Source organism: Devosia sp., assembly GCF_965229025.1.
Classification (GTDB): domain Bacteria; phylum Pseudomonadota; class Alphaproteobacteria; order Rhizobiales; family Devosiaceae; genus Devosia_A.
Window position 1 is genome coordinate 2738356 of sequence record NZ_OZ245853.1, and the last position, 23576, is coordinate 2761931.

General features: G+C 66.1%; 21 protein-coding genes. 5 read left to right on the forward strand and 16 right to left on the reverse strand.

Translation table 11 applies throughout. The annotated features are described in order from the left end of the window. Positions 1-54: 54 nt before the first annotated feature. Positions 55-990, reverse strand: a complete 936-nt coding sequence (locus ACO06J_RS13370; RefSeq protein ID WP_421761216.1) for a BadF/BadG/BcrA/BcrD ATPase family protein — start codon at positions 988-990, stop codon at positions 55-57. Positions 991-1187: 197 nt separating this feature from the next. Between ACO06J_RS13370 and cobU the strand changes: the two genes are divergently transcribed. Next, a complete protein-coding gene (gene cobU / locus ACO06J_RS13375) occupies positions 1188-1745 on the forward strand; it encodes a bifunctional adenosylcobinamide kinase/adenosylcobinamide-phosphate guanylyltransferase (RefSeq protein ID WP_421761217.1) in 558 nt (185 codons plus the stop codon). A 170-nt stretch (positions 1746-1915) separates the two neighbouring features. Here cobU and cbiB read toward each other — a convergent pair whose 3' ends face one another. The 3 genes from cbiB to ACO06J_RS13390 are packed head-to-tail and all read right to left on the reverse strand — an operon-like array spanning position 1916 to position 5727. Continuing rightward, positions 1916-2869 carry an adenosylcobinamide-phosphate synthase CbiB gene (gene cbiB, locus ACO06J_RS13380; protein WP_421761218.1) on the reverse strand — a complete coding sequence of 318 codons (954 nt, stop codon included), beginning with the start codon at positions 2867-2869 and terminating at the stop codon, positions 1916-1918. Further along, on the reverse strand, positions 2869-4341 hold the full coding sequence (locus ACO06J_RS13385) for a cobyric acid synthase (RefSeq protein ID WP_421761219.1): 1473 nt from the start codon (positions 4339-4341) through the stop codon (positions 2869-2871). Before ACO06J_RS13385 ends, cbiB begins: the two co-directional genes overlap by 1 nt. Positions 4342-4395: 54 nt before the next feature. Next, positions 4396-5727, reverse strand: a complete 1332-nt coding sequence (locus ACO06J_RS13390; RefSeq protein WP_421761220.1) for a cobyrinate a,c-diamide synthase — start codon at positions 5725-5727, stop codon at positions 4396-4398. A gap of 32 nt (positions 5728-5759) precedes the next feature. On the opposite strand from ACO06J_RS13390, the gene ACO06J_RS13395 reads away from it, so the two are divergent. Next, positions 5760-6851, forward strand: coding sequence for a cobalt-precorrin-5B (C(1))-methyltransferase (locus tag ACO06J_RS13395; protein WP_421761221.1), 1092 nt, complete (start codon positions 5760-5762; stop codon positions 6849-6851). A gap of 3 nt (positions 6852-6854) precedes the next feature. Continuing rightward, on the forward strand, positions 6855-7580 hold the full coding sequence (locus tag ACO06J_RS13400) for a cobalt-precorrin-6A reductase (protein ID WP_421761222.1): 726 nt from the start codon (positions 6855-6857) through the stop codon (positions 7578-7580). Between the two features lie 101 nt (positions 7581-7681). On the opposite strand, the gene cobM is transcribed toward ACO06J_RS13400, so the two are convergent. The 6 genes from cobM to ACO06J_RS13430 form a co-directional block, all read right to left on the reverse strand. Then, positions 7682-8464 carry a precorrin-4 C(11)-methyltransferase gene (gene cobM, locus ACO06J_RS13405; protein WP_421761223.1) on the reverse strand — a complete coding sequence of 261 codons (783 nt, stop codon included), beginning with the start codon at positions 8462-8464 and terminating at the stop codon, positions 7682-7684. A gap of 168 nt (positions 8465-8632) precedes the next feature. Then, on the reverse strand, positions 8633-10408 hold the full coding sequence (locus ACO06J_RS13410; RefSeq protein WP_421761224.1) for a cobalamin biosynthesis protein: 1776 nt from the start codon (positions 10406-10408) through the stop codon (positions 8633-8635). Beyond that, positions 10405-11118: a precorrin-2 C(20)-methyltransferase gene (gene cobI / locus ACO06J_RS13415; protein ID WP_421761225.1), complete on the reverse strand. Its 714-nt coding sequence runs from the start codon at positions 11116-11118 to the stop codon at positions 10405-10407. The genes ACO06J_RS13410 and cobI overlap by 4 nt, the downstream gene beginning before the upstream one ends. Next, positions 11115-12470 (reverse strand): precorrin-6y C5,15-methyltransferase (decarboxylating) subunit CbiE, encoded by a 1356-nt coding sequence (gene cbiE, locus ACO06J_RS13420; RefSeq protein ID WP_421761226.1) that lies wholly within the window; start codon positions 12468-12470, stop codon positions 11115-11117. Before cbiE ends, cobI begins: the two co-directional genes overlap by 4 nt. Beyond that, complete coding sequence (locus ACO06J_RS13425; protein ID WP_421761227.1) at positions 12467-13096, reverse strand: precorrin-8X methylmutase; 630 nt, start codon at positions 13094-13096, stop codon at positions 12467-12469. Before ACO06J_RS13425 ends, cbiE begins: the two co-directional genes overlap by 4 nt. Next, complete coding sequence (locus ACO06J_RS13430; protein WP_421761228.1) at positions 13093-14391, reverse strand: sirohydrochlorin chelatase; 1299 nt, start codon at positions 14389-14391, stop codon at positions 13093-13095. Before ACO06J_RS13430 ends, ACO06J_RS13425 begins: the two co-directional genes overlap by 4 nt. Before the next feature lie 311 nt (positions 14392-14702). On the opposite strand from ACO06J_RS13430, the gene ACO06J_RS13435 reads away from it, so the two are divergent. Further along, positions 14703-15605 carry a cation diffusion facilitator family transporter gene (locus tag ACO06J_RS13435; RefSeq protein WP_421761229.1) on the forward strand — a complete coding sequence of 301 codons (903 nt, stop codon included), beginning with the start codon at positions 14703-14705 and terminating at the stop codon, positions 15603-15605. 44 nt (positions 15606-15649) lie between these two features. Continuing rightward, positions 15650-16132: a hypothetical protein gene (locus tag ACO06J_RS13440; RefSeq protein WP_421761230.1), complete on the forward strand. Its 483-nt coding sequence runs from the start codon at positions 15650-15652 to the stop codon at positions 16130-16132. 84 nt (positions 16133-16216) lie between these two features. On the opposite strand, the gene cobO is transcribed toward ACO06J_RS13440, so the two are convergent. The 6 genes from cobO to ACO06J_RS13470 form a co-directional block, all read right to left on the reverse strand. Beyond that, positions 16217-16858, reverse strand: a complete 642-nt coding sequence (gene cobO, locus ACO06J_RS13445; protein WP_421761231.1) for a cob(I)yrinic acid a,c-diamide adenosyltransferase — start codon at positions 16856-16858, stop codon at positions 16217-16219. A gap of 127 nt (positions 16859-16985) precedes the next feature. After that, positions 16986-21053 (reverse strand): cobaltochelatase subunit CobN, encoded by a 4068-nt coding sequence (locus ACO06J_RS13450; RefSeq protein WP_421761232.1) that lies wholly within the window; start codon positions 21051-21053, stop codon positions 16986-16988. Continuing rightward, the gene (locus tag ACO06J_RS13455; RefSeq protein ID WP_421761233.1) at positions 21053-21475 is read right to left on the reverse strand and encodes a WapI family immunity protein; all 423 of its coding nucleotides are present in this window, start codon (positions 21473-21475) and stop codon (positions 21053-21055) included. The genes ACO06J_RS13450 and ACO06J_RS13455 overlap by 1 nt, the downstream gene beginning before the upstream one ends. Positions 21476-21480: 5 nt before the next feature. Then, positions 21481-22539 (reverse strand): cobalamin biosynthesis protein CobW, encoded by a 1059-nt coding sequence (cobW, locus tag ACO06J_RS13460; RefSeq protein WP_421761234.1) that lies wholly within the window; start codon positions 22537-22539, stop codon positions 21481-21483. Further along, the gene (locus ACO06J_RS13465) at positions 22536-23282 is read right to left on the reverse strand and encodes a CbtA family protein (protein ID WP_421761235.1); all 747 of its coding nucleotides are present in this window, start codon (positions 23280-23282) and stop codon (positions 22536-22538) included. Before ACO06J_RS13465 ends, cobW begins: the two co-directional genes overlap by 4 nt. Before the next feature lie 82 nt (positions 23283-23364). Further along, the gene (locus tag ACO06J_RS13470; RefSeq protein WP_421761236.1) at positions 23365-23568 is read right to left on the reverse strand and encodes a CbtB domain-containing protein; all 204 of its coding nucleotides are present in this window, start codon (positions 23566-23568) and stop codon (positions 23365-23367) included. Positions 23569-23576: the final 8 nt, after the last annotated feature.

Genomic DNA, 23576 nt, shown 5'->3' on the forward strand with positions numbered 1-23576 from the left:
TAAGCTCCTGTCGAAAAAATTCATAGGCCGAGAAAGTTCATGCGCCGGGAAAACTCAAGCGCCCGGAAAGTTCTGCTTGGCGAGGATGACGGCACCATGCAGCGGCTCGTGTACCGGGCGCACAATGAAATCGCCATAGCGCTCGATGAGCAGCGGGTAAAGCCGGGTGCCGAAGCCACCGACCGCCGCCATGGTCTTGACGCCGCGCGCCTTGAACCAGTTCACGTAGGTGTCGATTGACTGCAGCTCGAGTTCCATGAGCTCACGGGCGACCGGATCGCCCTTCTCGAAATAATCAAAGAACATCGGGACCAGGGCCCCATACTCGGCGGGCGCACGACCGATGATGGTGGCCGGAGCCTGACCGTCAGTGGGCGCGGGAGCTGGACGCGTATCGGGCGGGAACGACCAGGACATGATGGAATCGATCGATCCCCCCAGCCTGTCGATAACGGCCTCGGTCAGGGCAGAGCCCGTGGACAGGCCGTCCGCTGCCTCAACGGTGCGGCGCACAAGTTCGCGACCAAGGATCGCGCCCGACATCTGATCGCCGATATGGAACCCCCAGCCACCACTCTGGTGACGCTGGCCATCCACCATGGCGAGGGCAGCCGATCCGGTGCCAACGATGATCACCCCGCCATCGGCGCCGCCGTGGGCACCGGCGCGGGCGATATCGATATCGTCATAGACCTTGACGTTGGCGAAGGGCCAGGGGCGCTTTTCGAACGCTTCACGCGCTGACGGCAGGCGGCCGCCAGCCATGCCAAAGCAGGCCTGGGTATTGGCGGTTTCGGAAAAATCGACCCCGGCCTTGGCGAAGGCGTCGCGCGCGCCGGTGATGATCGAGCGATAGGCGGGTTCGCCCGCTTCGATCTGCAGATTGGAGCGCCCGCCTGCGGCATCCGCAAGGGTCACCAGGTTTTCGTCGGCGAGGCGAATGCGGCAGTTGGTGCCGCCACCATCCACCCCTAGATAATACCTAGCCACGACTGGCGTTCTCCACTTGTTTGGACCGACCCGGAGCCCCCCGAGTCCGGCGCGGACCTTAATGCCAAAGGACGCTAGACGAAAGTACAATAAGCGTTTGCGCGACCAGTTGAAGGCGGCTTGCCGCATGGCTCGCATGCGGAGCGGATTCGCGGCATGCTGGGAGTGGCGGACAGGACGCAATGAGGAGAGCGACGATGGGCCATGTGCTGGTGCTGGGTGGAGCGCGATCGGGCAAGACAAGTTTTGCAGAACGGCTGGCGATGCGAGCGGGGCAACGCCCGGCGTATCTGGCAACGGCCGAAGCACTGGACGCAGAAATGCGCGAGCGGGTGCGGGCGCATCAGGACCAGCGGGCGAGCCGTTTCTTCACCATTGAGGAGCCGCTGGAGTTGAGTACGGCGCTGATCAAGGCAGCGCTCGACCATGATGTGATCCTCGTTGATTGCCTGACGCTGTGGATCACGAACCTGATCATGGCGGAGCGCAACGTGGCCGAGGCGGTGGATGAACTGATCGAGACGCTGGAGGCGATAGATAGGGCGCAGGTGGTGCTGGTGTCGAATGAGGTGGGGCTTGGGATCGTGCCGGATAACGCCATGGCGAGGATGTTCCGCGACCTGGCGGGGGCGGCGCACCAGCGGCTAGCGGAGATTTGCACGGATGTGTTTTTCGTCGTGGCAGGCCTGCCGATGACGCTGAAAGGCGAGGCACCGGCGGACGAGGTGGTGCAACGGCGGGTGTTTGAGGCTTAGTTTCTCAGTCGATCGCATGGAGGAAAGGCCCCCTCACCCGACGCTTCGCGTCTCGACCTCTCCCCCGAAGGGAGAGGTAACGAGTTGGCACGATCGCGCCTCAGTTTACCTCTCCCTTTGGGGGAGAGGTCGGCCCAAAGGGCCGGGTGAGGGGGCCTTCCTTCGTAGCGTCAGGCCAAGCGCCAAAGCGTCAGGCAGGTGACGGTGGTCAGCGCCAGGGCCAGGTTGAGGGTGATGGCGTAGAGTTTCAGGGCGCGGTCGATGTCGTCCGGGCCGAGATCGGGGCGGCCGGTGCCGAAGGTGGGGAGAGCAACGGTTTCACCGGCATAGGTGCGGCGGCCGCCGAGGGCGAAATCGAGCGCGCCGGCGATGGCAGCTTCGGGCCAGCCGGCATTGGGGCTGTCGTGCCTTTTCGCATCGCGAAGCGCGGTGGCCCAGGCGGCCTCGGGGTGGGCGCCCTTGATGAAGAAGGCGGCGCCCGCGATCAGAATCGCCGACAGCCGGGCCGGAATGAGGTTCAACAAGTCATCGAAGCGGGCGCTGGCCCAGCCGAAATCGCGGTGGCGCTCGGTCTTGTGGCCGATCATCGAGTCGGCGGTGTTGACGGCCTTGTAGAGAGCAACGCCCGGCAGGCCGCCAATCACCAGCCAGAACAGCGGCGCAATGACGCCGTCAGAAGTGGATTCGGCAAGGCTTTCAATGGCGGCGCGGGCGACGCCGGGGGCATCGAGGGCTTCGGGATCGCGGCCGACGATATGGGCTACAGCGGCGCGACCTTCGGGCAAGGAGCGGCGGAGGGAAGTGGCGACGGCGCAGACGGCATCGGCGAGCGCCTTTTGCGCGAGGAGCGTGGTGGCAAGCAGCGCTTCGATCATCCAGCCGAAGGGTACGGCACGGCAGACCAGCATGATGGGGATGGTGGCGAGGGCCGTTGCGGCGAGGATCAGGACGAGTGCGAGGACGCCGTTGCGTTTGCGGTTGTACCCAGTGTTGAGGCGGCGATCGAGCAGCGTGATCAGCGCGCCGATCCAGGTGACGGGGTGGCCGATGGCCTTGAACAGCGCGTTGGGGTAGCCGGTGAAGCGCTCGATGAGGAGCGCGAGAGGGGCGATGAGGGCGGACATCACGGGCGCTCCGGCAGGCGCGCCATGGCGAGCAGCGCAGTGAGATCGAGATGGGTTTCGAGATGGGCTGCAAGCGCATCGAGGGTGCGCTCGATCCCCTCCTCATAGGCAGCGGCGCTAGCCGCGCCGGCGGCGGTGCCGAGGAAGGCGCGGCGGAAGGCATCGGCGGCGAACAGGCCGTGGAGATAGGTGCCCATGACGCGGCGATCGGCGCTGATGGCGCCTTCTGGCTGATTGCCGATACTGGCGAAGGCCCGCTCGGCATCGGGGCCGGAGGTGACGCCCATGTGCATGTGATAGCCGGTCAACGGATCGCCGGTCTGTGCGAAATGGGCGTGCTCGACGCGGAGCTGCTTTTTCTCCTCCAGCACGGTGTCGACGGCGAGAAGGCCGAGGCCGGGCGAGGTGCCGGGGGTGCCTTCGATGCCAAGGGGATCGGCAATGGTGCGGCCGAGCATCTGGTAGCCGCCGCAAATGCCGAGGACGCGGCCGCCGGCGCGGTGGTGGGCGGCGATATCGATATCCCAGCCCTCGCGCCGCAGCGCCTCAAGATCGGCCCGGGTGGCCTTGGAGCCGGGGAGGATGATGAGATCGGCGTTGCGGGGTAACGGGCTGCCGGGTGGCACGATCTCGACCGAGACGCTGGGCTCGAGGCGGAGCGGGTCGAGGTCATCGAAATTGGCGATGCGGGGGAGGCGCGGCACAACGATGCGGTATGTCCCCTGCCCTGGTTGCGCTGGCTGATCCAGGGCGAGCACGTCTTCGGCGGGGAGTTTGCTGGCATCGGCAAAGAATGAGATGGGACCGAGGCATGGCACGTGGGTGCGCTCGACGATGAAGCGCTTGCCATGTTCGAAGAGCGCCGGATCGCCCTGGAACTTGTTGACCAGCGTTGCGACGATGAGGGCGGCATCGGCGGGATCGATGACCGCGAAAGTGCCCACGAGGGCGGCAATGACGCCGCCGCGCTGGATATCGCCCGCCAGCAGCACCGGCAGGTTCAGGGCGCGGGCGAAGCCGAAATTGGCAATGTCGTTGTGGCGGAGATTGACCTCGGAGGCGCTGCCGGCGCCTTCGACGATGACGAGGTCGGCATTGGCTGCGAGTTCATCGAAGGCGGCGACGACATCGGGGAGCAGTTCGCCGCGCTTTTTCCAGTAGTCACGGGCGGGCATGGAGCCGACGCGCTGGCCGCGGACGATGAGTTGCGCGCCGGTCTCATGTTCGGGCTTCAGCAAGACCGGGTTCATGGCGGTGACGGGGGCGAGGCGGCAGGCGCGCGCCTGCAGCGCCTGGGCGCGACCGATTTCGCCGCCATCGGCGGTGACGGCGGCATTGTTGGACATGTTCTGCGGCTTGAACGGGGCGACGCGCAGCCCGCGATTGGCGAAGGCGCGGCAAAGGCCGGCGACGAGCAGCGACTTGCCGACATCGGAGCCGGTGCCCATGACCATCAGGGATTTCGCCGTCATCGTGCACCTCTCGATGGGGCGCTTTTCCCACAGCGGGGGCGCGCGCAAAAGGGGCTAGTCGGCAACGTCGATCACATGGGCGTAAGAGCCCATGACCCGGCCGGCGACGGCGCCCATGGGCGGGAGGACCTTGCCCAGCGCGTCGGTGGCGGAAAAGAGCGGGGTGGTGCGAGTCTGGCGGGCGGAGGAATAGTGAAACTCGTGGCCATTGAGCCGCGCCGGGAAGGGCAGCGGGCTCTCGTGGTTCAGCCGGCGATAGCCGAGGGTGCGCTTGGGGCGGTCGATGCGGGTTTCGACCGGGAGGAGCCCGGTCATCGGATGGTTGACGCCGGATTTGTCGGTGAGGCTCTGGCCCAGCACCATAAAGCCTCCGCACTCGCCATAGATCAACGCGCCGCGTTCGGCGCTGGCGTGGAGGGCGCGCTGGAAGGTGGTCGCGTTGGCGAGGGTTGCGCCATGGAGTTCGGGGTAGCCGCCGGGGAGGAAGACGGCATCTGCGGTGGAATCGGGCGGCTCATTGGCGAGTGGGGAGAAGAAGCTGAGTTCAGCACCCTGGGCGCGCCAGTCGCTGAGCCAGTGGGGGTAGAGGAAGGCGAAAGCGTCGTCGCGGGCGATGGCGATGCGTTGGCCGAGGGGGGGAAGGGAGATGGTGGCATTTGAGCTCGGCCCCTCACCCTGACCCTCTCCCCGGGGGGGAGAGGGGACGACTGAGGGAGACGCTGACAGGGCCACGAGGAGATTGAGATCGATGAAGTCGGCGACGGCTTCGGCGGCGGCGGTGACGACTTGATCGAAATGGGCAACTTCGTCGGGGAGGACGAGGCCGAGGTGGCGGTCGGGGAGGCTGAGGGCGTCGCGGCGGGGGATGATTCCGAGCAGCGGGATGGCGAGGGGCGTAAGGGCGGCGCGGAGCATCAGTTCATGCCGCGTGGAGGCGGCGCGGTTGACGATGAGGCCGGCAATGTGGACGTCCGAGCGCCAGGTGGCAAAGCCATGGGCGAGCGCGGCGATCGACTGGGACTGGCGCTCGGCGTCGAGAACGAGAATCACCGGCAGGCCGAGGATCTGGGCGAGATCGGCGGTGGAGCCCCGACCGTCGGCGGCGCCATCGAAGAGGCCCATGACGCCTTCGACCAGCAGCAGATCAGCGCCGGTGGCGTGGGCGACGGCGAGGCTGTGGAGACGGGCGGGCGACATGGCCCAGGGATCGAGGTTGATGGCCGGACGGCCGGCGGCGCGGGCGAGAATGCTGGTGTCGATATAGTCAGGGCCGGTCTTTGCCGGGGCGACGGCAAGGCCGCGGGCGCTGAGCGCGGCGAGGAGGCCGAGGGTGAGGGTGGTCTTGCCCGAACCCGAGCGCGGGGCGGCGATGACGAGACCGTTCATTACGAGGCTCCAAAGGCGTATAAGGCGCGGTGATGAGTGATGATTTTGCCCCCAACGGCGCGCCGCTGAAGCGCGGCTGGACCACCGGCGCCTGTGCAACGGCTGCGACAAAAGCTGCGCTTGGGGCGTTGCTTGGTCATGGATTTCCGTCGCTGGTGAGCATCACTTTGCCCGGCGGACAGATGCCGGGATTTGCGCTGGCGCATGAACTGGAGGGATCGGGATTTGCCGAAGCCGGGATCATCAAGGATGCCGGCGACGACCCAGATGTGACGCACGGTGCGCTGGTGATGGCCCGGGTCGAGCGTGGCGCTCAAGGAAGTGGCGTGACGTTTCATGCCGGCGAAGGCGTGGGGATTGTCACCAAGCCGGGCCTGCCCCTTGCGGTGGGGGAGCCCGCGATCAACCCTGTGCCGCGGCAGATGATGACGGGCGTCGTGGCGGAACTGGCGGGGGCGGCGGGGATCGCGGCGGACTTCCGCATCACGATTGCGGTGCGCGATGGGGCGGAGCTCGCCAAGAAGACCTGGAACCCGAGGCTCGGGATTGTCGGCGGGCTGTCGATCTTGGGAACGACTGGGATTGTGATCCCCTATTCGTGCTCGGCGTGGATCCACTCGATCCATCGCGGCATCGATGTGGCGCGGGCGATGGGATTGACGCATGTGGTGGGCTCGACCGGTGACCTTTCGGAGAAAGCGGCGATGGCGCGGCTGGGGCTGCCGATCGAGGCCTATCTCGACATGGGGGATTTCGTCGGTGGGGTGCTGAAATACCTGAAGAGCCACCCGGTAGAGCGGGTGACGATTACCGGGGGATTCGGCAAGCTGGCGAAGCTCGCGAACGGGGCGATGGACCTGCATTCCGGACGTTCGAGCGTCGATGTGCAAAGCCTTGTAAAAATCCTGCAAAATCTTGGCGCTAGCGACTATATTGCAGCGCGCGCGGCGGAGCTCGAAACAGCCAATGCCGTGCTGCAGCTTGCCGAAGCCGGGGGGCTTGGGTTGGCCGGAGTCGTGGCGCAGCAGGCGCGCGACGCGGCGCAGCGTGTGGTCGGTGACGCGACGCGCGTCGACGTGCTGATCATCGATCGCGCTGGCGCGATCGTAGGGGAAAGCGACTAGGCGATGAAGATCCTGATCCTGGGGGGCACCGAAGAGGCGCGGCTGCTCGCAGAACGGCTGGTTGCCATGGGCCATGACGTCACCACTTCGCTCGCCGGACGGACCAGCGACCCGCTGCTGCCCAAGGGCAATGTGCGGGTGGGCGGCTTTGGCGGCGGCGACGGGCTGGGCAATTTCCTGATCAGCGAGCAATTCGACCGGATTGTCGATGCGACGCACCCCTATGCGGTGGAGATCAAGGCCAATGCGGTGAAGGCTGCGGCGCTGGCGGAGCTGAAGCTGGTGCGGCTGACCCGGCTGCCCTGGGCCGAGCCGCAATATGCGTTCTGGAAGCACATGGCCTCGGCCGAGGAAGCGGCGGCGGCGCTGCCCAAGGGGGCCCGTGTGTTCCTGACGGTCGGGCATACCAAGCTCGAGACCTTTTTTGCCCGCACCGATTGCAGCTTTGTGGTGCGCTCGATCGAGGCGCCGGAGAAGGCGCTGCCGATCAATGCGGTTTCGGTGATCGCACGGCCGCCGTTCTTCATGGGGGGCGAACTGGCCCTGATGCAGGAACAGGATATCACCCACCTCGTCTGCAAGAACTCGGGCGGGGTGCAGACCGAGGCCAAGCTGCAGGCGGCGTTGCAACTCAGGCTGCCGGTGTTCATGATCGCGCGGCCCGCGCTGCCGCCGGCCTATGAGGTGCCTACGGTGGGGCAGGCGATTGCGGCGCTGCGGTTGAAGTAGGTTCGATTTCGCAGCGTGTAGAAAGGCCCCCTCACCCGGCCTGCGGCCGACCTCTCCCCCAAAGGGAGAGGTGACGCTATGGCACGATCGGGGCTTAGCGCTCACACCACTGCCCTGAGCTTCTTCTTGCCGGCGTTGCGGAGGACGTGGCTGAAGTCTTCGGCGTAGAGGCTGGAATCCTTGAAGCGGGTCTCGCCGAAGACGCGGCCGACGAGAATGAGGGCGGTGCGGGTGAGCTTTTCCTCGCGGACGCGGGCGCGCATCTCCGCCAGAGTGGTGATGATGATTTCCTCATCGGGCCAGGTGGCGCGATAGACGACGATCACCGGGCAATCGGCGCCGTAATAGGGCGTCAGCGCGGTTTCGACATAGGCGAGGTTGCGGATCGAGAGGTGGATGCAGAGCGTCGCCCGCGACTGCCCGAGGATTTCGAGGCTTTCGTGCTCGGGCATGGCAGAGGCTTTGCCCGAGGTGCGGGTGAGGATGATGGTCTGCGAGATTTCGGGGAGCGTCAGTTCGGTGGCGAGGCGCGCGGCGGCGCCGGCGAAGGCGGGAACGCCGGGGACGACCTCATAAGGGATGCCCAGAGCATCGAGGCGGCGCATCTGTTCGGCGATGGCGCCATAGATGGATGGGTCGCCGGAATGGACGCGGGCAACATCCTTGCCTGAGTCATGGGCTTTATTGATTTCGTCAATGATCTCGTCGAGATGCATTGGTGCGGTGTCGCGAACCAGCGCGCCGGGCGGGGCGGTAGCAACGATTTCGGTAGGGACGAGGGAGCCGGCGTAGAGGCAGACCTCGCAGCGTTCGATGAGACGTTGGCCGCGCAAGGTGATGAGATCGGCTGCGCCAGGGCCGGCGCCGATGAAATAGACGGTCATTTTGGGTTCTCAATCAGCGCGAATGGCGAGACTCTTCCCCTCACCCGGCGCTGCGCGCCACCCTCTCCCTCAAGGGGAGAGGGAAGGAAGGCAGGGTTGTGCCGCGTCGTCCCTCCCCCCTTGAGGGAGAGGGTGCCCGAAGGGCGGGTGAGGGGACGATCGAATGTGCTAGCCCACATCGGCAGCCGCCTTCTTTGCATAGCCGCGGGGCGTGTAGGCGACCTGGCCGGAGGCGCGGGGGAAGGCTTTGGAGGTTGAGGAGCCGATGATGACGATGGTGAGCATGTCGATTTCTTCGGGGTTGAACGCCGAGAGTTCGACGATACGGACGGACTGCTCAGGGCGGCCGAGATTGGAGCCGATGATCACCGGGGTGGTCGGGGGGCGATGAGCGAGGAAGATACGCTTGGTGTCCTCAATCAGATCGGTGCGGCGGAGCGAGCGCGGGTTGTAGAGCGCGGTGACGAAATCGGCGGCTGCGGCGCCTTCGAGGCGGCGGAGGATATCGTCGTGCGGGGTCAACAGGTCCGAGAGCGAGATGCAGCAGAAATCATGGCCGATCAGGGCACCCGCGGCGGCGGAGGCGGCCTGGAAGGCGGAGATGCCGGGGTGGGTCTCGATGGCGACGCGGCGGGCGATTTCGGAGACGGCGCGGTCGCCGGTGGCGTCGAGCAGTTCGTAGGCGAGCGAGGCCATAGCGTAGATCTGCGCATCGCCTGAACAGACGAGCGAGACGACCCTGCCTTCAGCCGCGAGTTCGAGCGCGTGGCGGACGCGGATTTCCTCTTCGCCGAGGGGGAAGCGGTGCTCCTCCTGGGAGCGGCGGAGATCGCCGATGAGATCGAGATAGAGGCCATAGCCGACCCAGTCGCTGCTCGCTTCGAGCGCGGCGACGGCTGAGGCGGTGCGCGAGATGGGCTCGCCCGGACCGATGCCGACGAGGTGGAGGAGTCCGGGGCGGTGGCCGAAGCTTTCGACGTCGATGGGGCGGAGCGCGCGACCGATGGCGCAGGTGGCGCGCTGCGACTTGAGCTTGTTGACCACAAGCGGCCCGGCCTTGAGCGCCGCGGCCTCGGACACGCTGGGCGTGCCGACGGCGGCTTCGACGATGGCGGAGGGCTGGGTCAGGCGGTAGCGCTCCTGACTCAGTTGCGCGGCGGTGAACAGACGGAGCGGCACGCCGAAATGCTTCGCGGCCTCAAGCAGCGCAGGTTCGTCGCCCTTGAGATCGAGGCTGGCGATGCAGGCGAGGCTGCGGGGCGAGAGGTTCTGGCTGTTGAGGGCAAAGGTGATGAGATTGATGACCTCTTCGGCCGCGGCGCCGCGCTCGCAGCCGACACCGGCGACGAGGGTGCGCGGGTGATAGACGATTCCGCGGTCGACCTTCAGCATCTGCTCGGTGATCAGCACCTTGACCGCACCCATCGAGGAGAGCGGGTAGCCTGCGGCTTCAAGCCAGGGGGCATAGCCATCGAGCTGGATCTTGGCGCCGAGCAGCAGCGCCATCATGGCGGGCTTGGCTTCGGCCTGGGTGCCGAGCACCCAGCCATCGGGCGGCTCGTCGAGGCTGTGGAGGAACTTGCTGTCGGACGCGGTGGTGACTGCCGCCATGCCGCCGAGGGTTTCGGCGAGTTGGCGAGCCAGCTTGTTGGCGCCGCGATGGCCGCCCAAAAGCGGCACGACCGAGAAGCCATCCTGCGAGACGGCGAGCACCGGTGGCTCCCTGAGCTTGTCTTCTAGGCTCGGGGAGAGGAGGCGGATAAGGATGCCGGCGGCGCAGATGCCGATGATCGGCGTGCCTTCGGTAAAGAGCTTCGGCAGCAGTTTGAGCGCGTCTTCGCCGCCCTGCCCGCAGATGCGGATGTTACCGCCGGTCGCTGCAGCGATGCGCTCGGCGGTGTCGCGGCCGGAGTCGGCGAAGACGATGATGGCGGGGGGGGTCATGCGACGGCGCCCCAGGCTTCATCGCCGCGATAGCAGAGGATCGTCGAAAAATACGGGCGCTCGGCATGCGCAAAATCAGCGAGCGGGGTGATGCGCTGGCGGGTGGTGGTGGCGTGCTCGACGACAACGGCACCGGCGGCATGGCCTGTTTCAGCAAGCAGTGCACGGATGCGGTCGAAGTGGCGGCCAACCTTGATGATGGCGACGGCTGGGGCAAGCGCCAGTTCGTGGCGCAGCACATCGTCGGGTAAAGGCGCGGGCAGGACTTTGAGGGTTTCGTTGCGCGCCGCGAGGGGGCGGCCGATGGCGGCGGCAGCGGCGGTGAGCGAGGTGATGCCGGGGATGACGGCAACCGTCGCCTCGGTGGCGACGCGACTGACCAGATACATGGCGGAGCCGTAAAACAGCGGATCGCCCTCGCAGAGCCATGCGACATCGCGACCGGCGCGGAGGTGATCGAGGATGGCGGCAGCCGCTGCGTCATAGGCGGCTTGCGCGGGGCCGCGCTCGACGGACATAGGGAGGGCGGCCGGGATGTGGATGGCGGCCGGGTTGAGGTGCGGGGCGGCGATGTCGCGCGCCAGAGCCGAGCCCTCGCCGGTGAGCGGGTAGGCAATCACGGGCACGGTGCCCAGAAGCCGTGCCGCCTTCAGCGTCAGCAGTTCCGGATCGCCCGGACCGACGCCGACGAGATAGAGTGTGCCAGTCATGGATTGACCACCAGGCCGTGGAGCGCCTTGGTCACCGACCATTGGGTGACGCTCATGCGCGGGCGGAAGACGCGATGGCCGCCGATGCGATCGAGCACCGAGACATCGATGCGCGCAAGTTCGCCGCCGAGCTGGGCGTGACGCAGGAACAGCGCCTGTTCGCCTTCGATGGTGACGGCATTGGCAACGAAGCGGCCGCCGGGCTTCAGCGCGTTCCAGCAGGCATCGAAGAGATCGTGATTGGCGAGATCGCCGCCCATGAACACCGCATCGGGCAGGTTGGTACGCTGCAGCGATCCGGGGGCCTCGCCACTGACGATTTCGAGGCTGGGAACGCCAAGGGCGGCGGCGTTGACGGCGATCATCTGCAGCCGCTCGCCTTCCTTTTCGTAGGCGACGGCCTTGGCGTCGCGCGCGGCGCGCATCCATTCGATGGCGATGGAGCCGCTGCCGGCGCCAACGTCCCAGAGCAGCGCGCCCGGGAATGGCGCCAGCTTGGCGAGGGTGGCGGCGCGGACTTCGCGTTTGGTCAACTGGCCATCGTTGACGAAGGCCTCATCGGGGAGGCCGGGCAAGGGCGGCAGGAGCGGCGCGGTGAAATCGGGCACGCACTCGATGGCGAGGACATAGAAATCCTCGACTTCGCGCGAGTCGAATGCATCGGCCTCGTCCGTCGTGATCTTTTCGATCGATGAGCCGAGGTTTTCGAGCGTCGTTACGTGGCTGCGGCCATAGCCGCGATCGGCGAGGAGCTCGATGGCGAGATCGACAGTGGTGTGATCAGAGGTGAGCGCGAGGATGCGGTTACCCGGCACCAGATGCGGATGGAGGGCTTCCACCGGCCTTCCGTGCAAGGACAGCGTCGCCACCGATTGCAGCGGCCAGTGAAGCCGCGCTGCGGCGAGCTGGAAGGCCGAGGGATGGGAATGGATGACGAACTCACTGGCGACGAGGTAGCGCGTCAGCGTGGCGCCGATGCCGAACCACATCGGATCGCCCGAGGCGAGGATGACGGTGGGCGAATCGCGGAGCTTCATCACCTGCTCGATCATGGAATCGAGCGGGGACTGCCATTCGATCAGGGTGCGGCCGTCGGCATAGCTGGCGCCGGGGGAGAGATCGGGGCCCTCACCGGAGAGGGCGCGGGCGACGGCCTCAAAGCTCCGCTTGCTGACCAGCTCGGGGTTGAACAGATCGCCGCTGGCGCCGGCGCGATTGACCGGCTCGAGATCGGCAAGAAAGCGGGCCGGGCCTAGGACCGTATCGGCGTAGGTGAGGAGCAGTTTCAGCGAGGCGGGGAGTTCGCTCGGGCCGCGCTCGCCGACGCCGATGATGTGAAGCCAAGCCGTCATGACGCAAGGTCCCTCGAAATGGCGTTGAAAGCGGCGCTGGTGATGGCCGAGCCACCCCGGCGACCGCGCACCGTGAGGAATGGAATAGAAAGCTGATTGGCAGCGAGCAAGGCTTTGCTTTCGGCGGCGCCAACAAAGCCCACCGGGGCCGCAATGATGGCTGAGGGGCGTGGGCCCTTGTCGGCGATGAGATCGAGAAGGTGAAACAGCGCGGTCGGGGCGTTGCCGATGACGACGACAGCGCCGGCAAGACGCGGGCGCCAGAGCTCGACGGCGGCGGCGGAGCGGGTGGTGGCGAGGAGCCTCGACAGCTCGGCAATATTGGGGGCTTTGAGGGTGAGGACCAGCTCGGTGGTGGCCGGCAGGTGGCGGGCGATGATGCCGGCGCGGACCATTTCGCAATCGCATAGCACCGGAGCGCCCGCGAGAAGCGCGGTGCGCGTGGCAGCGACAACGGCTGGATCGCCGACGATATCGGCGGCGAGATCGACCATGCCGCAGGCGTGGATCATGCGGATGGCGGCGTCGTGCAGCTCGACCGGGATAGGACTCAGATCAGCCTCGGCCCGGATGGTGGCGAAGCTCTGGGCGTAGATCAGGTCGGGATCACGCAGATAGGCCGTCACCGCTCCTGTTCCTCCCGCGCCAGCCGACCGGGGACCTTGGGCAGGGTTTTGGGGCCGAGGGGGTGATCGGCATGCGGATAGGGGTGATGGTGGTGATCGGCATGATCGTGCGGGTGCGCGTGATCTTGCGGATGCTCGTGCGCCAGATCATGGCCGTGATCGGGGCTGGGGCCGAGGCGGATCAGCGGGGTGGCCGGGTTGAGCAACGCGTGGCGCGGCGGGGCGTGCTCGTGCGTGTGGGAATGCGGGTGCGGGTGGGCGTGATCATGATGATGATCTTGGTCATGGTCATTTTGGCCGTGGGTGTGGAGCGGGGTCCAGGGGAGGTTGTGCTTTTTGCAGAAGGCCTCGTCGCGGCAGGAGCTGTCGCAATCGCCCTTGCAGGGGCAGTTTTCGAGCCCGCCGCCGATGCCTTCGACATGGTGGTGGTGGCTCTCCTGCTTGAGGCCCACTTCGGCCTCGAAGCCCAGCACCTGCTCGCGATACTTGCACATGGCGCAGTTCATCAGGTTCTGGCCGACCAGCATTTCCTGGATGCGATCGACGAAGGTTTCGACGACCAGCGGGTGGTCGTTGAGGTAGGGCGCATCGAGGAATTCGATATGCGGGTATTTGAGGCGCGCTTCGGCAACGGCGTCGTAGATGCGTTTGACGAGGACGCCGGTGAAGAGGAAATACGGGAAGACGATGATGCGGCGGTAGCCGAGCCGGGCGGCGTGATCGAGCGCGGGGGCGACGAGCGGGAAGGTGACGCCGGAATAGGCGACCTCTCCCCAACCAAAGCCCATGCCCTCCCAGAGCATGCGCATGACCTTGGCGACGTTGGAGTTCGCATCGGGATCGGAAGCGCCGCGGCCGACGGTGAGCAACAGCGTTTCGGTACGCGGTACTTCGGTGGGCGCGGCGGCGATCGCTTCCTGGATGCGGTCGCCGGCGGCGCGCAGCATCTTCAAATCAACACCGAGCTCGCGGCCATAATTCACGGTGAGGCCGGGGTGGCCGGCTGCATAGGTGTTGAGGACTGAGGGGATATCGTTCTTGGCGTGTCCGGCGGCAAACAGCATGCCCGGAACGGCGAGGATGCGGGTGGCGCCCGCCTCGCGCAGCTTGTCGAGGCCTTGGTGAATGACCGGATTGGCGAATTCGAGATAGCCATATTCGACTGGCACGCCGGGGAGGCGCGCGCGCAGCCGATCGGCCAATACGGCAAATTCGCCGACGGCGAGCTGGTTGCGGCTGCCGTGGCCACAGAGCATGACCGCGGTGCCGGACGGCAATTTCAGGGATTTTTCCATTCTCGCCTCTCTCGTTTTCGGGGCAGGCATGAGCCCGGAACCAACAGGAGGTTTCGGGTGCCTGCCTCAAAGAGGCAGAGTTCGCAAAGACTTATCCGCGAGCACCGGGTTTGGTCCCCGATTTGGGTCGACCGCACCGGACGTGACTCTCAGTCCCTTGAGGAACGCTGCGCTATCAAGGGGTTGTAGTGAGGCGCCCCGGAGGGGTCAAACGATTCCGGGGCCGAGACTGTCCAGATCGGAACGCTTCTCAAAATCACTCGCAAATACAGTGGCTTGCCAGCTCCGGCCGGGCAGTCTATTGGCCAAGGATGGCAAAGGGATCATCCGACATTGTGGTGCGCGTCGCCTATGGCAGCCTTGCCGTGGGAATTGTCGTGCTGGCGCTCAAGGCTTTCGCGGCCTGGGCGACGGGCTCGATCGCGCTCTATTCGGATGCGCTTGAAAGCGTGGTCAATGTGGTGACCGCGTTGGTGGCGCTGGTGGCGGTGCGGCTCTCGGCCAAGCCGGCGGATGCGAGCCTTCCCTATGGCTATCACAAGGCCGAGTATTTCTCGGCTGTGGTGATTGGCATTTTCATCGCGGTCGCTGCGCTGCTGATCTTCCGCGAGGCATATTTTGGCTTTATCGCACCGCGCGAGTTCAAGCTCGATCCGCTGGGGCTGGGGGTGAGCGTGTTGGCCACCGCGCTTAATGCCGGCTGGGCCTATTGGCTGCTGCGGATGGGGCGGAAGAACCACTCGCCGGCGCTGGTGGCTGACGGGCGACACCTGACGACCGATGTGGTTTCGACCGTCGGCGTGCTGGTTGGGGTGCTGCTGGCGGCGGCGACGGGTATCCACCAGCTCGATGCGGTGCTCGCAGCGCTGGTGGGACTGACGATCCTCTGGTCGGGCTGGGAACTGATCAAGCAGAGCGTCATCGGGCTGATGGACGTGGCAGTGGAGCCCAAAGTGCTCGGCAAGATCCGCGACATTATCTCGGCCAATGCCGATGGCGCGATCGAGGCGCACGACATCCGAACCCGGCAGGCGGGGAAGATGATCTTTGTCGAATTTCACCTCGTGGTGCCCGGCGCAATGAGCGTTGAGGCGGCGCATGCGATCTGCGACGTGATCGAGGCCAAGCTCCGCGAGGCGGTGGAGAACGCGCAGATCACCATCCATGTCGAGCCCGAGGAAAAGGCCAAGCATTCGGGCATCGTCGTGGTGTAATGCGGCGGTTGCAGTGGGGGAGCCAAATCGGCCATCCTCCCGTCATGCGCGCACTCCTTTTTCTGATCCTCACGCTCCTTGTCTCCCCTGTCGCTACCCCGGCTCTGGCAGCGGATTGGGAGGGCTATGGCAATGCGCGGTTTGGCTATGAGATCGAGGTGCCGCCGGGGTTCGAATGGGGGCCCGAGGCCGACAATGGCGATGGGCGAAGCTTCCGCAGCGGCGCGACGCGGCTGGCCGTGTGGGGCGGCAACATCGTCGAGGCCGATTTCGAGAGCGAGGCAAAGGCGGCGATCGGCTATGCGACATCGGATGGCTGGGCCATCACCTATGAGGCGACGACGCCGAGTTGGGCCAGCTTTTCAGGAATGCAGGGCAAGCGGGTGCTCTATGAGCGGATGATTGCGCTCTGCAATGGCAGCTATGCGGCGTTCCGGCTGGAGTATTCAACTGTGGATATGGCGGCTATGGACCCGGTGGTCGAGCGGCTGGTGCGGACGTTGAAGGGGGCTGACGTGGGCTGCTAAGAACGAGCCGCAAGGCCCCCTCACCCGGCCCTCTGGGCCGACCTCTCCCCCAGAGGGAGAGGTGAGGGGGAGATCAACTTCGGATCAGAACTCGATCCCTGCCTGGGCTTTTACGCCGGCGCGGAAGGGGTGCTTGATCTCGGTCATTTCGGTGACGAGGTCGGCGATTTCGATCAGTTCGTCCTTGGCATTGCGGCCGGTGACGATGACGTGGGTGTCGCGCGGCTTGTTGCGCAGCACATCGAGCACTTCATCGAGCGGCAGGTAGTCGTAGCGGAGGACGATGTTGAGCTCGTCGAGCAGCACCATCTTGTAGCTCGGGTCGGCGATCATCGCCTTGGCCATCTCCCAGGCGCCGCGCGCGGCGGCGAGATCGCGCTGGCGATCCTGGGTATCCCAGGTGAAGCCTTCGCCCATGGCCTTGATGGTCACCTGATCGGCGAACTTTTCGAGCACGTCTCGCTCGCCGGTGCCCCAGGCGCCTTTGACGAACTGCACGACGCCCACCTTGAAGCCGTGACCGATGGCGCGGAACACCATGCCGAAGGCGGCGGTGGACTTGCCCTTGCCCTTGCCGGTATGGACGATGAGCAGACCGCGCTCCTCGGTCTTGGTGGCGAGGATCTTGTTCCGCGCCTCCTTCTTCTTTTTCATCTTTTCGGCGTGATAGGCGTCGCGCTCCGCCTCGGTCATCAGGTCGGTCTTTTTCGGGGTGCGTTCGGTCATTTGATGCTCCGGGAAATCGTGCAACCAGCACCGCTGTCATCCCTGCGAAAGCAGGGACCAATGGCGCGGCTGGCGCAAGCTGAGAATTGGGGCCGTGCTTTCGCAGGGATGACATCGCGTTCGAGGATCATTCGGCTGGCCTATCCAGCCACTCGAACGCCGAGTTGGAGCGCGGGGTCCAGAAGCCGCGGGTGCGGGCTTCGTTGAATTTGGCGATCAGTTCGTCGTAGCCGAAGCGATTGTTGTGCTGGATGAATTCGCGCGTCGCTTCGTCTTCCACGAAAGCCTCGAAGGCGAGGTCGAAGTGGTGGGTTTTGACCGCGCCGGTGGTGGCGGCGAAGGCGAACATGTAGTCGACCGTGGCGATGATTTCGAAGGCGCCCTTGTAGCCGTGGCGCTTGACCCCGTCGATCCATTTGGGATTGACGACGCGGGAGCGCATGACGCGGGACAGCTCTTCTTCCAGCGTGCGGGTGAGGGGCCGTTCGGGGCGGGAGTGGTCGTTGTGATAGGCGGCGGGGGAGTGGCCGGTGAGGGTTTCGGCGGTGGCGGCAAGGCCGCCTTCGAACTGGTAGTAGTCGTCGGAATCGAGCAGATCGTGCTCGCGGTTATCCTGGTTGTGGACCACCGCCTCGATATCGGAGAGGCGGGCCGCGAAGCGCTCGCGCGCGGGGATGCCGGCGCTGTAGGCGCCATAGGCATATTGCCCCCAGTTGAGGAACGCTTCGGCAAGATCGCCCTTGGTCTGCCATGAGCCGGAATCGATCAGCCCCTGGAGGCCCGCGCCATAGGCGCCGGGCTTTGAGCCGAAGATGCGGTGGCCGGCGCCGAGGGCGGCAGTGCGCTCATCGGCGCCGGATTTCATCAGGGCGAGCGCATCGGTGCGCATGCGGGCGGCGATGGGGTTTTGGTCTTCGGGCTCATCGAGCGCGCCGATGGCGCGGATGGCTTTGTCGAAAAGATCGATCTGGGCCGGGAAGGCGTCGCGGAAGAAGCCGGAGATGCGAAGCGTGACATCGACTCGCGGGCGGCCGAGTTTCGCTAGCGGGATGATCTCGTAGCCGGAGAGGCGGAGGGAGGATGGATCCCAGATTGGCTTTGCGCCGATGAAGGCGAGAGCCTGAGCGATGTCGTCGCCGCCGGTGCGCATGTTCGCGGTGCCCCAGACCGACAGGGCAAGCGAGCGCAACGGGGTGCCGTGATCCTGAAAGTGCCGGAGCAGCAGATTTTCGGCCGATTTCTGGCCCAGTTCCCAGGCGGTGGGTGTGGGGACGGCGCGGATATCGACCGAGTAGAAATTGCGGCCAGTGGGGAGAACATCGAGCCGGCCACGAGAGGGGGCGCCAGAGGGGCCGGGGGCAATGAAGCGGCCATCGAGACCGGCAAGAAGCGCCGCTATTTCGCTGGGGCCGGAGGCGGCGAGGCGGGGGCGGATAACGTGTTCTATCGTTTCGAGGACGGCGGCGGTTGCGGGGCCGGGCGAGGCTGCGGTGCCATCGAGGAGATCGGCGGCGAGGGATTCGAGGTATTCGACGACGTCTCCGAGGGTGCGCTGTGCCGCCCCCTCCACCACCTGCGGCGGTCCCCCTCCCCCGCTTTGCGGGTGAGGATCAGCGGGGGGCACGATCGCGCCGTGATCCCCGCCGCTGGGAATCGACGCAGGAGGTGGAAGGGGCGGGCCGGTCCAGGGGGCGCCGAGGCCGGCCGTCAGGGGATCAACCCCCAGTTTCAGGTCGTCGGCGAGGGCGCGGATGAGGGAGGCTTCGCCGGGGCCCTCGCCGCGGGGGACGCGGGCCAGCGCGATGGCGAGGTCGCGTTCGAGGCGGCCGGTGGGGGATTGGCCGAAGATATGAAGGCCATCGCGGATCTGGGCTTCCTTCAGATCGCAGAGGAAGGTGTCGATGCGGCGGAGGTTTTCGGTGTCGTCCGCGCCGAGGCCGATATCGCGGTCGAGGCGCGTGTCACGGGTGAAATCGAGGATGCGCTGTCGGAGACCGGCGAGGCGGCGGCGATCCATGCCGGAGGCGGCGTAGTATTCGTCGAGGAGGGCCTCGAGGTCCTTGAGCGGACCATAGGTTTCGGCTCGGGTCAGCGGCGGCACGAGGTGATCGACGATCACCGCGCCGGTGCGGCGCTTGGCTTGGGTGCCCTCGCCGGGATCGTTGACGATGAAGGGATAGAGCTGCGGCAGCTCCGCCCAGAGGGCAGCAGGATAACTCGTTATATCGAGCGCGGTGGCCTTGCCCGGGAGCCACTCCAGATTGCCGTGCTTGCCGTTGTGGATGACGGCGTGGGCGGCGAACTCGCGGCGCAGCCAGAGATAAGCCGCGAGGTAGCCATGCGGCGGCACGAGATCGGGGTCGTGATAGCTGGCGCTTTCATCGAGATGATAGCCGCGAGCGGGCTGCAGGAGGATGGCGAGATTGCCGAAGCGGACGGCCGGGAGGTGGAAGGCGGGTTGCGCCCCCTCCACCGCCTCCGGCGGTCCCCCTCCCCCGCTTTGCGGGTGAGGATCCCGACAGAACGGATCCGCCTCAGGATTGCCCCAGCGGGCGGTGACTTCGGAGCGGAGCTTTTCGGGGAGTTGCGCGAAGAGTTCGCGGTAGCGGGGGACAGGGAACAGGATGCCGATGCCGCGCTCGGGATGGGCATTGGTGGGGCCGGAATGGAGGAGGGCGATGAGGGCGTTGCCGTCGGGGGGATACTGCCCCTCACCCGCCTCGCTGCGCGAGGCACCCTCTCCCTCAAGGGGAGAGGGAAGAATCGGAACACTGCCTTGCCTCTCCCCTTGAGGGAGAGGGTGGCGCGAAGCGCCGGGTGAGGGGACGAGAGTGTACCCCGCCCCTTCCAGCGCCTTCACAATCTCCACCGTTGATTGTGGGGCGTCGTAGCCGACGCCGTTGGCGAGGCGGCCGTCGCGGATGGGGTAGTTGGCGAGGACGATGGCGACGCGGCGGTCGGCGGGAGCGGTGTGGCGGAGAGCGGTCCAGTTTTTTGCGAGGGTTACCGCGCGCCGGATGCCGTCGTGATCCGGGGCGTAGGCGGAGAGCGGGCACTGGGTGCGCTGGTGCCAGACGGCGTCCTGCTTGTGGCCGATGAGCAGCATCCCGATGCGGCCATCGAGTTCGGGGAGGACCACCTGCATGGCGAGGTCCTTGGCGGTGAGGCCCTGGCTGTCGGCGGCCCATTGCGCCTCGGGGCGGCCACCCTGGATCAGCTGGATCACCGGCGCATCGGTGCCGGCGAAGGGGTTGAGCTTGGGATCGAGGCCATCCAGCCCGAGGGCGAAGCCGGTGAGGTTGAGGATGACGCTCGGGCGGTACTCGGCGAAAGCGGCCTGGACGAAGCGGATGCAGGCGCCTTCCTTCAGCGTCGAAACGACGATGGGGATGGGGTTGAGCGACTGGCGCTCGAGCTCGGCGATCAGGGCTTCGAGCGTCGCCGTGCCGGCGCCTTCGAGGGCGGCGCGGTAAAAGAGGATCGGGACATTGGGGTGGGGCGAGGGCGGCAGGGATGGGGCCATGCCGGTGCTTGAGTGCCAGAAGCCGAAGCGGGGGAAGGGTTTGGGGGAGAGATCGAGGGAGAGCCCCTCACCCGTCTCGGCCTTCGGCCGATCCACCCTCTCCCCGACGGGGAGAGGAATACGCTGTGGCTCGATTGGGGCGCCATTCTTCTCCCCGTCGGGGAGAAGGTGGCGCGTAGCGCCGGATGAGGGGGCGGCCAGCGCACGGAAGGCGGCGAGCAGCGTGTCCGCGTTCTCGGGGCCGCCGGCGGTGAAGAGGCTGTGGAGCCGGGTCCAGGCTTCGGAGTCGATGGTGGAGCGTTGCTGGAGGATGGGGTCGGGGGTGGCGTCGCCGGGGAGGAGGGCGAGCTGGATCTTGCCAGAGAGCGCGAGGGCGGTGAGTTCGTCGACGCCGTATTGCCAGTAGGCGGCGCCGCCGAGGAGGCGGACGACGACCAATCTGGCGTGCTGGGCGGTGTTTTCAAGCCAGAGATCGACGGAAAGGTTGTTGCTAAGTCGCAGAAGATTGGCGAGGCGCAACTCGTCGGTGCCGGCGCGGTCGGCGGCGGCGGCGAGCATCATCAGTTCGCTGTCGGCGGCGGAGGCAAAGATGATCGGCGCGGGGGTCTGGCCGAGATCGATGGCCTCGCCCTCCTGCTGCAGGGCGCCGGCCTGGGCGGCGAGAAGATGCATCAGAGGCGGTCCAAAACCACGCGGTCAAGCGCCGCGAGGACAGGGACAAGGTATGTTTGGTCCAGTTCCGTCTCGAACTTCAGCCGGTTGGCCGCAGCTGCATTGTCAGTCAACTGGCCCATAAACTTGAGCTTGCCTGTGGTGGCCATCTCGAGGGTAAATTGCACCTGATGCTCCAATGTGCTGAACTCAACAACACCGCGCAAGGTAGAATGGAGCGTCCTTACTGCGGCGTGCATATCGCGCACCTCGCCAGTTAGAAAACTGGCCGGGAAGCTTCCCTTGAATGCCCCGAACCGGAACAACACTTGCACCCGGACCCAGCGATATGGCTCGGGTTCGTCGTATTCCACGCCCTTGAACTCAAGGGCCAGAAAGTCGGCGGACGCCCCGAATGTCACTGTGTGGGCAGCGTCCGCCATCTTCCTTACGCAGCCGCCGCAGCGATTGCGCCCTGAAGGCTCGTCGTGATCGACGCACGGTCGAGGGGGCTTTGGCCGATGACGACGAGGTTGGTGGCGCGGGCTTCGCTGTCTTTCCAGGGGCGGTCGAAATAGGCGCTGACGCGGGGGCCCACGGCCTGAATTGCGAGGCGGGCAGAGGCACCGGGAAGAGCGGCGAAGCCCTTTAGACGCAGGATGTCGTGGGCGCGGATGGTGGCTTCGATGGTGGCGAGGAGTTGGTCCTTGCCGGTGACGCCATCGAGGTGAACGGTGAAGGAATCGAAGTCGTCGTGCTCGTGGCCTTCGCCGCCATGCTCGAGTTCGTGGTGACTTTCGCGACCGGCCAGGTTGTCTTCGGTGGAAAGGCCCATGCCGAGGAGCGCTGCGACATCGACGTGGCCGTTGCGGGCGCGGATGAGGCCGGTGCCGGGGCGCATTTCGGCGCGGAGGTGGGACTCGATGGTTGCGAGCGCGGCGTCGGAGACAAGGTCGGCCTTGTTGAGGATGACGAGGTCGGCGGCGATCAGTTGGTCCTCGAACAGTTCGCCCAGCGGGGTTTCGTGATCGAGCATGGCATCGGCCGAGCGGAACGCATCGACGGCGGCTTCGTCATTGGCGAAGCGGCCCTCGCTGAGGGCAGCGGCATCGGCGACGGTGACGACACCATCGATGGTGACCTGGGCCTTGATCTCCGGCCAGTTGAAGGCGCGGATCAGGGGCTGCGGCAGGGCGAGGCCGGAGGTTTCGATGACGATGTGGTCGGGCCGGTCGGGGCGGGCGAGCAGCGTCTGCATGGTGGGGATGAACTCGTCGGCGACGGTGCAGCAGATGCAGCCGTTGCTCAACTCGATCATATCCTCCTCGCGGCAGGTTTCATCGCCGCAGCCGGCAAGGATATCCTTGTCGACGCCGAGTTCGCCGAACTCGTTGATGATGAGCGCGATGCGCTCGCCCTGTGCGTGGGCAAGAAGGTGGCGGACTAGCGTGGTCTTGCCGGCGCCGAGGAAGCCGGTGATGACGGTGACGGGGATCTTTTCGCTCATGCGTGAGCTCCCTTGAAAGCGAGGCTGGGGGACTTGGCGAAGCGCCCGCTGAACCAGCCGAGCAGCGGGCCGACGCTGAGCCAGAACACGGCGCTGACGGTGAGCGTGGAGGCGGCAAATTCGGTGGCGAGGCGGGCGGGCACGGCGCTTTCCTGCTCGGCAACGAGTTGGGGAGCGCCAATGATGTGCGGCAGGAGCAGCAGCACGGCCCCGGCCCCAACGGCGGTCCAGTTGCGGTATTTGGCGATGACGAGAAGCCCGGCGCCGGTGGCGATGACGGTGCTGATCCACCAGATCTGACGGGCGACCAGATCGGCGGCAGGCATGCCGGGAAGTTCGGGTGCGAGGCCGAAGGCTGGGGCGAGCTGGAAAGCGAGGAAGCCACCGAGGCCCCACAGGACGCCGTTTCGGGGCGTGATCTCGATGCCACTCAGCACCGACACGGCCCCCAACAGCAGGGCGAACCCCGCCGCGGCAAGGAGATCGGCAAGCACGGTATAGGCGGTGCGCTCGAAACCGTCGTGCGGGGCCCAGGCGCTTTCGTCATGCTCGTGAGCGGGAGCCGCAGCAGGGGTCGCGGCGGAAGCGGCGTGATCGTGCGCCGGGGCGGCTTCGGCGGTCTCATAGACCTCGGCGGCGAGGATCAGGGGCGCTACGCGCCATTGCTGGAGCGCGGTCATGCCGATGCCGGCAATGAGCCCGGCGAGGACGGCAGCGAAGAAAAGTCGCTGGAAGAGTTTCATGGTGGATCACATTCTGTTGGCTGATAAGCGTTGCCGCCCGGGCGCTCGGCACGGTCGGATCAGACGCGGTCTCGGGGCGAGATCAGTGGCAGGGAAAGCCCAACGAATGGCGCGTATCGTGCGCACCATTGTGGATCCGCATGTCGCTGGCAAAGCCAACGCCACCAATGAGAACGACCCCGAGCAGGAGGGCCAGAAGCCCGGCGACCAGCCGCTGCGACAGCGACAGGCTGGCAATGCTCGGCTGAGCCTCAGAATGGGTAGACGTAGTGATAGACGTATTCATGAACCTGC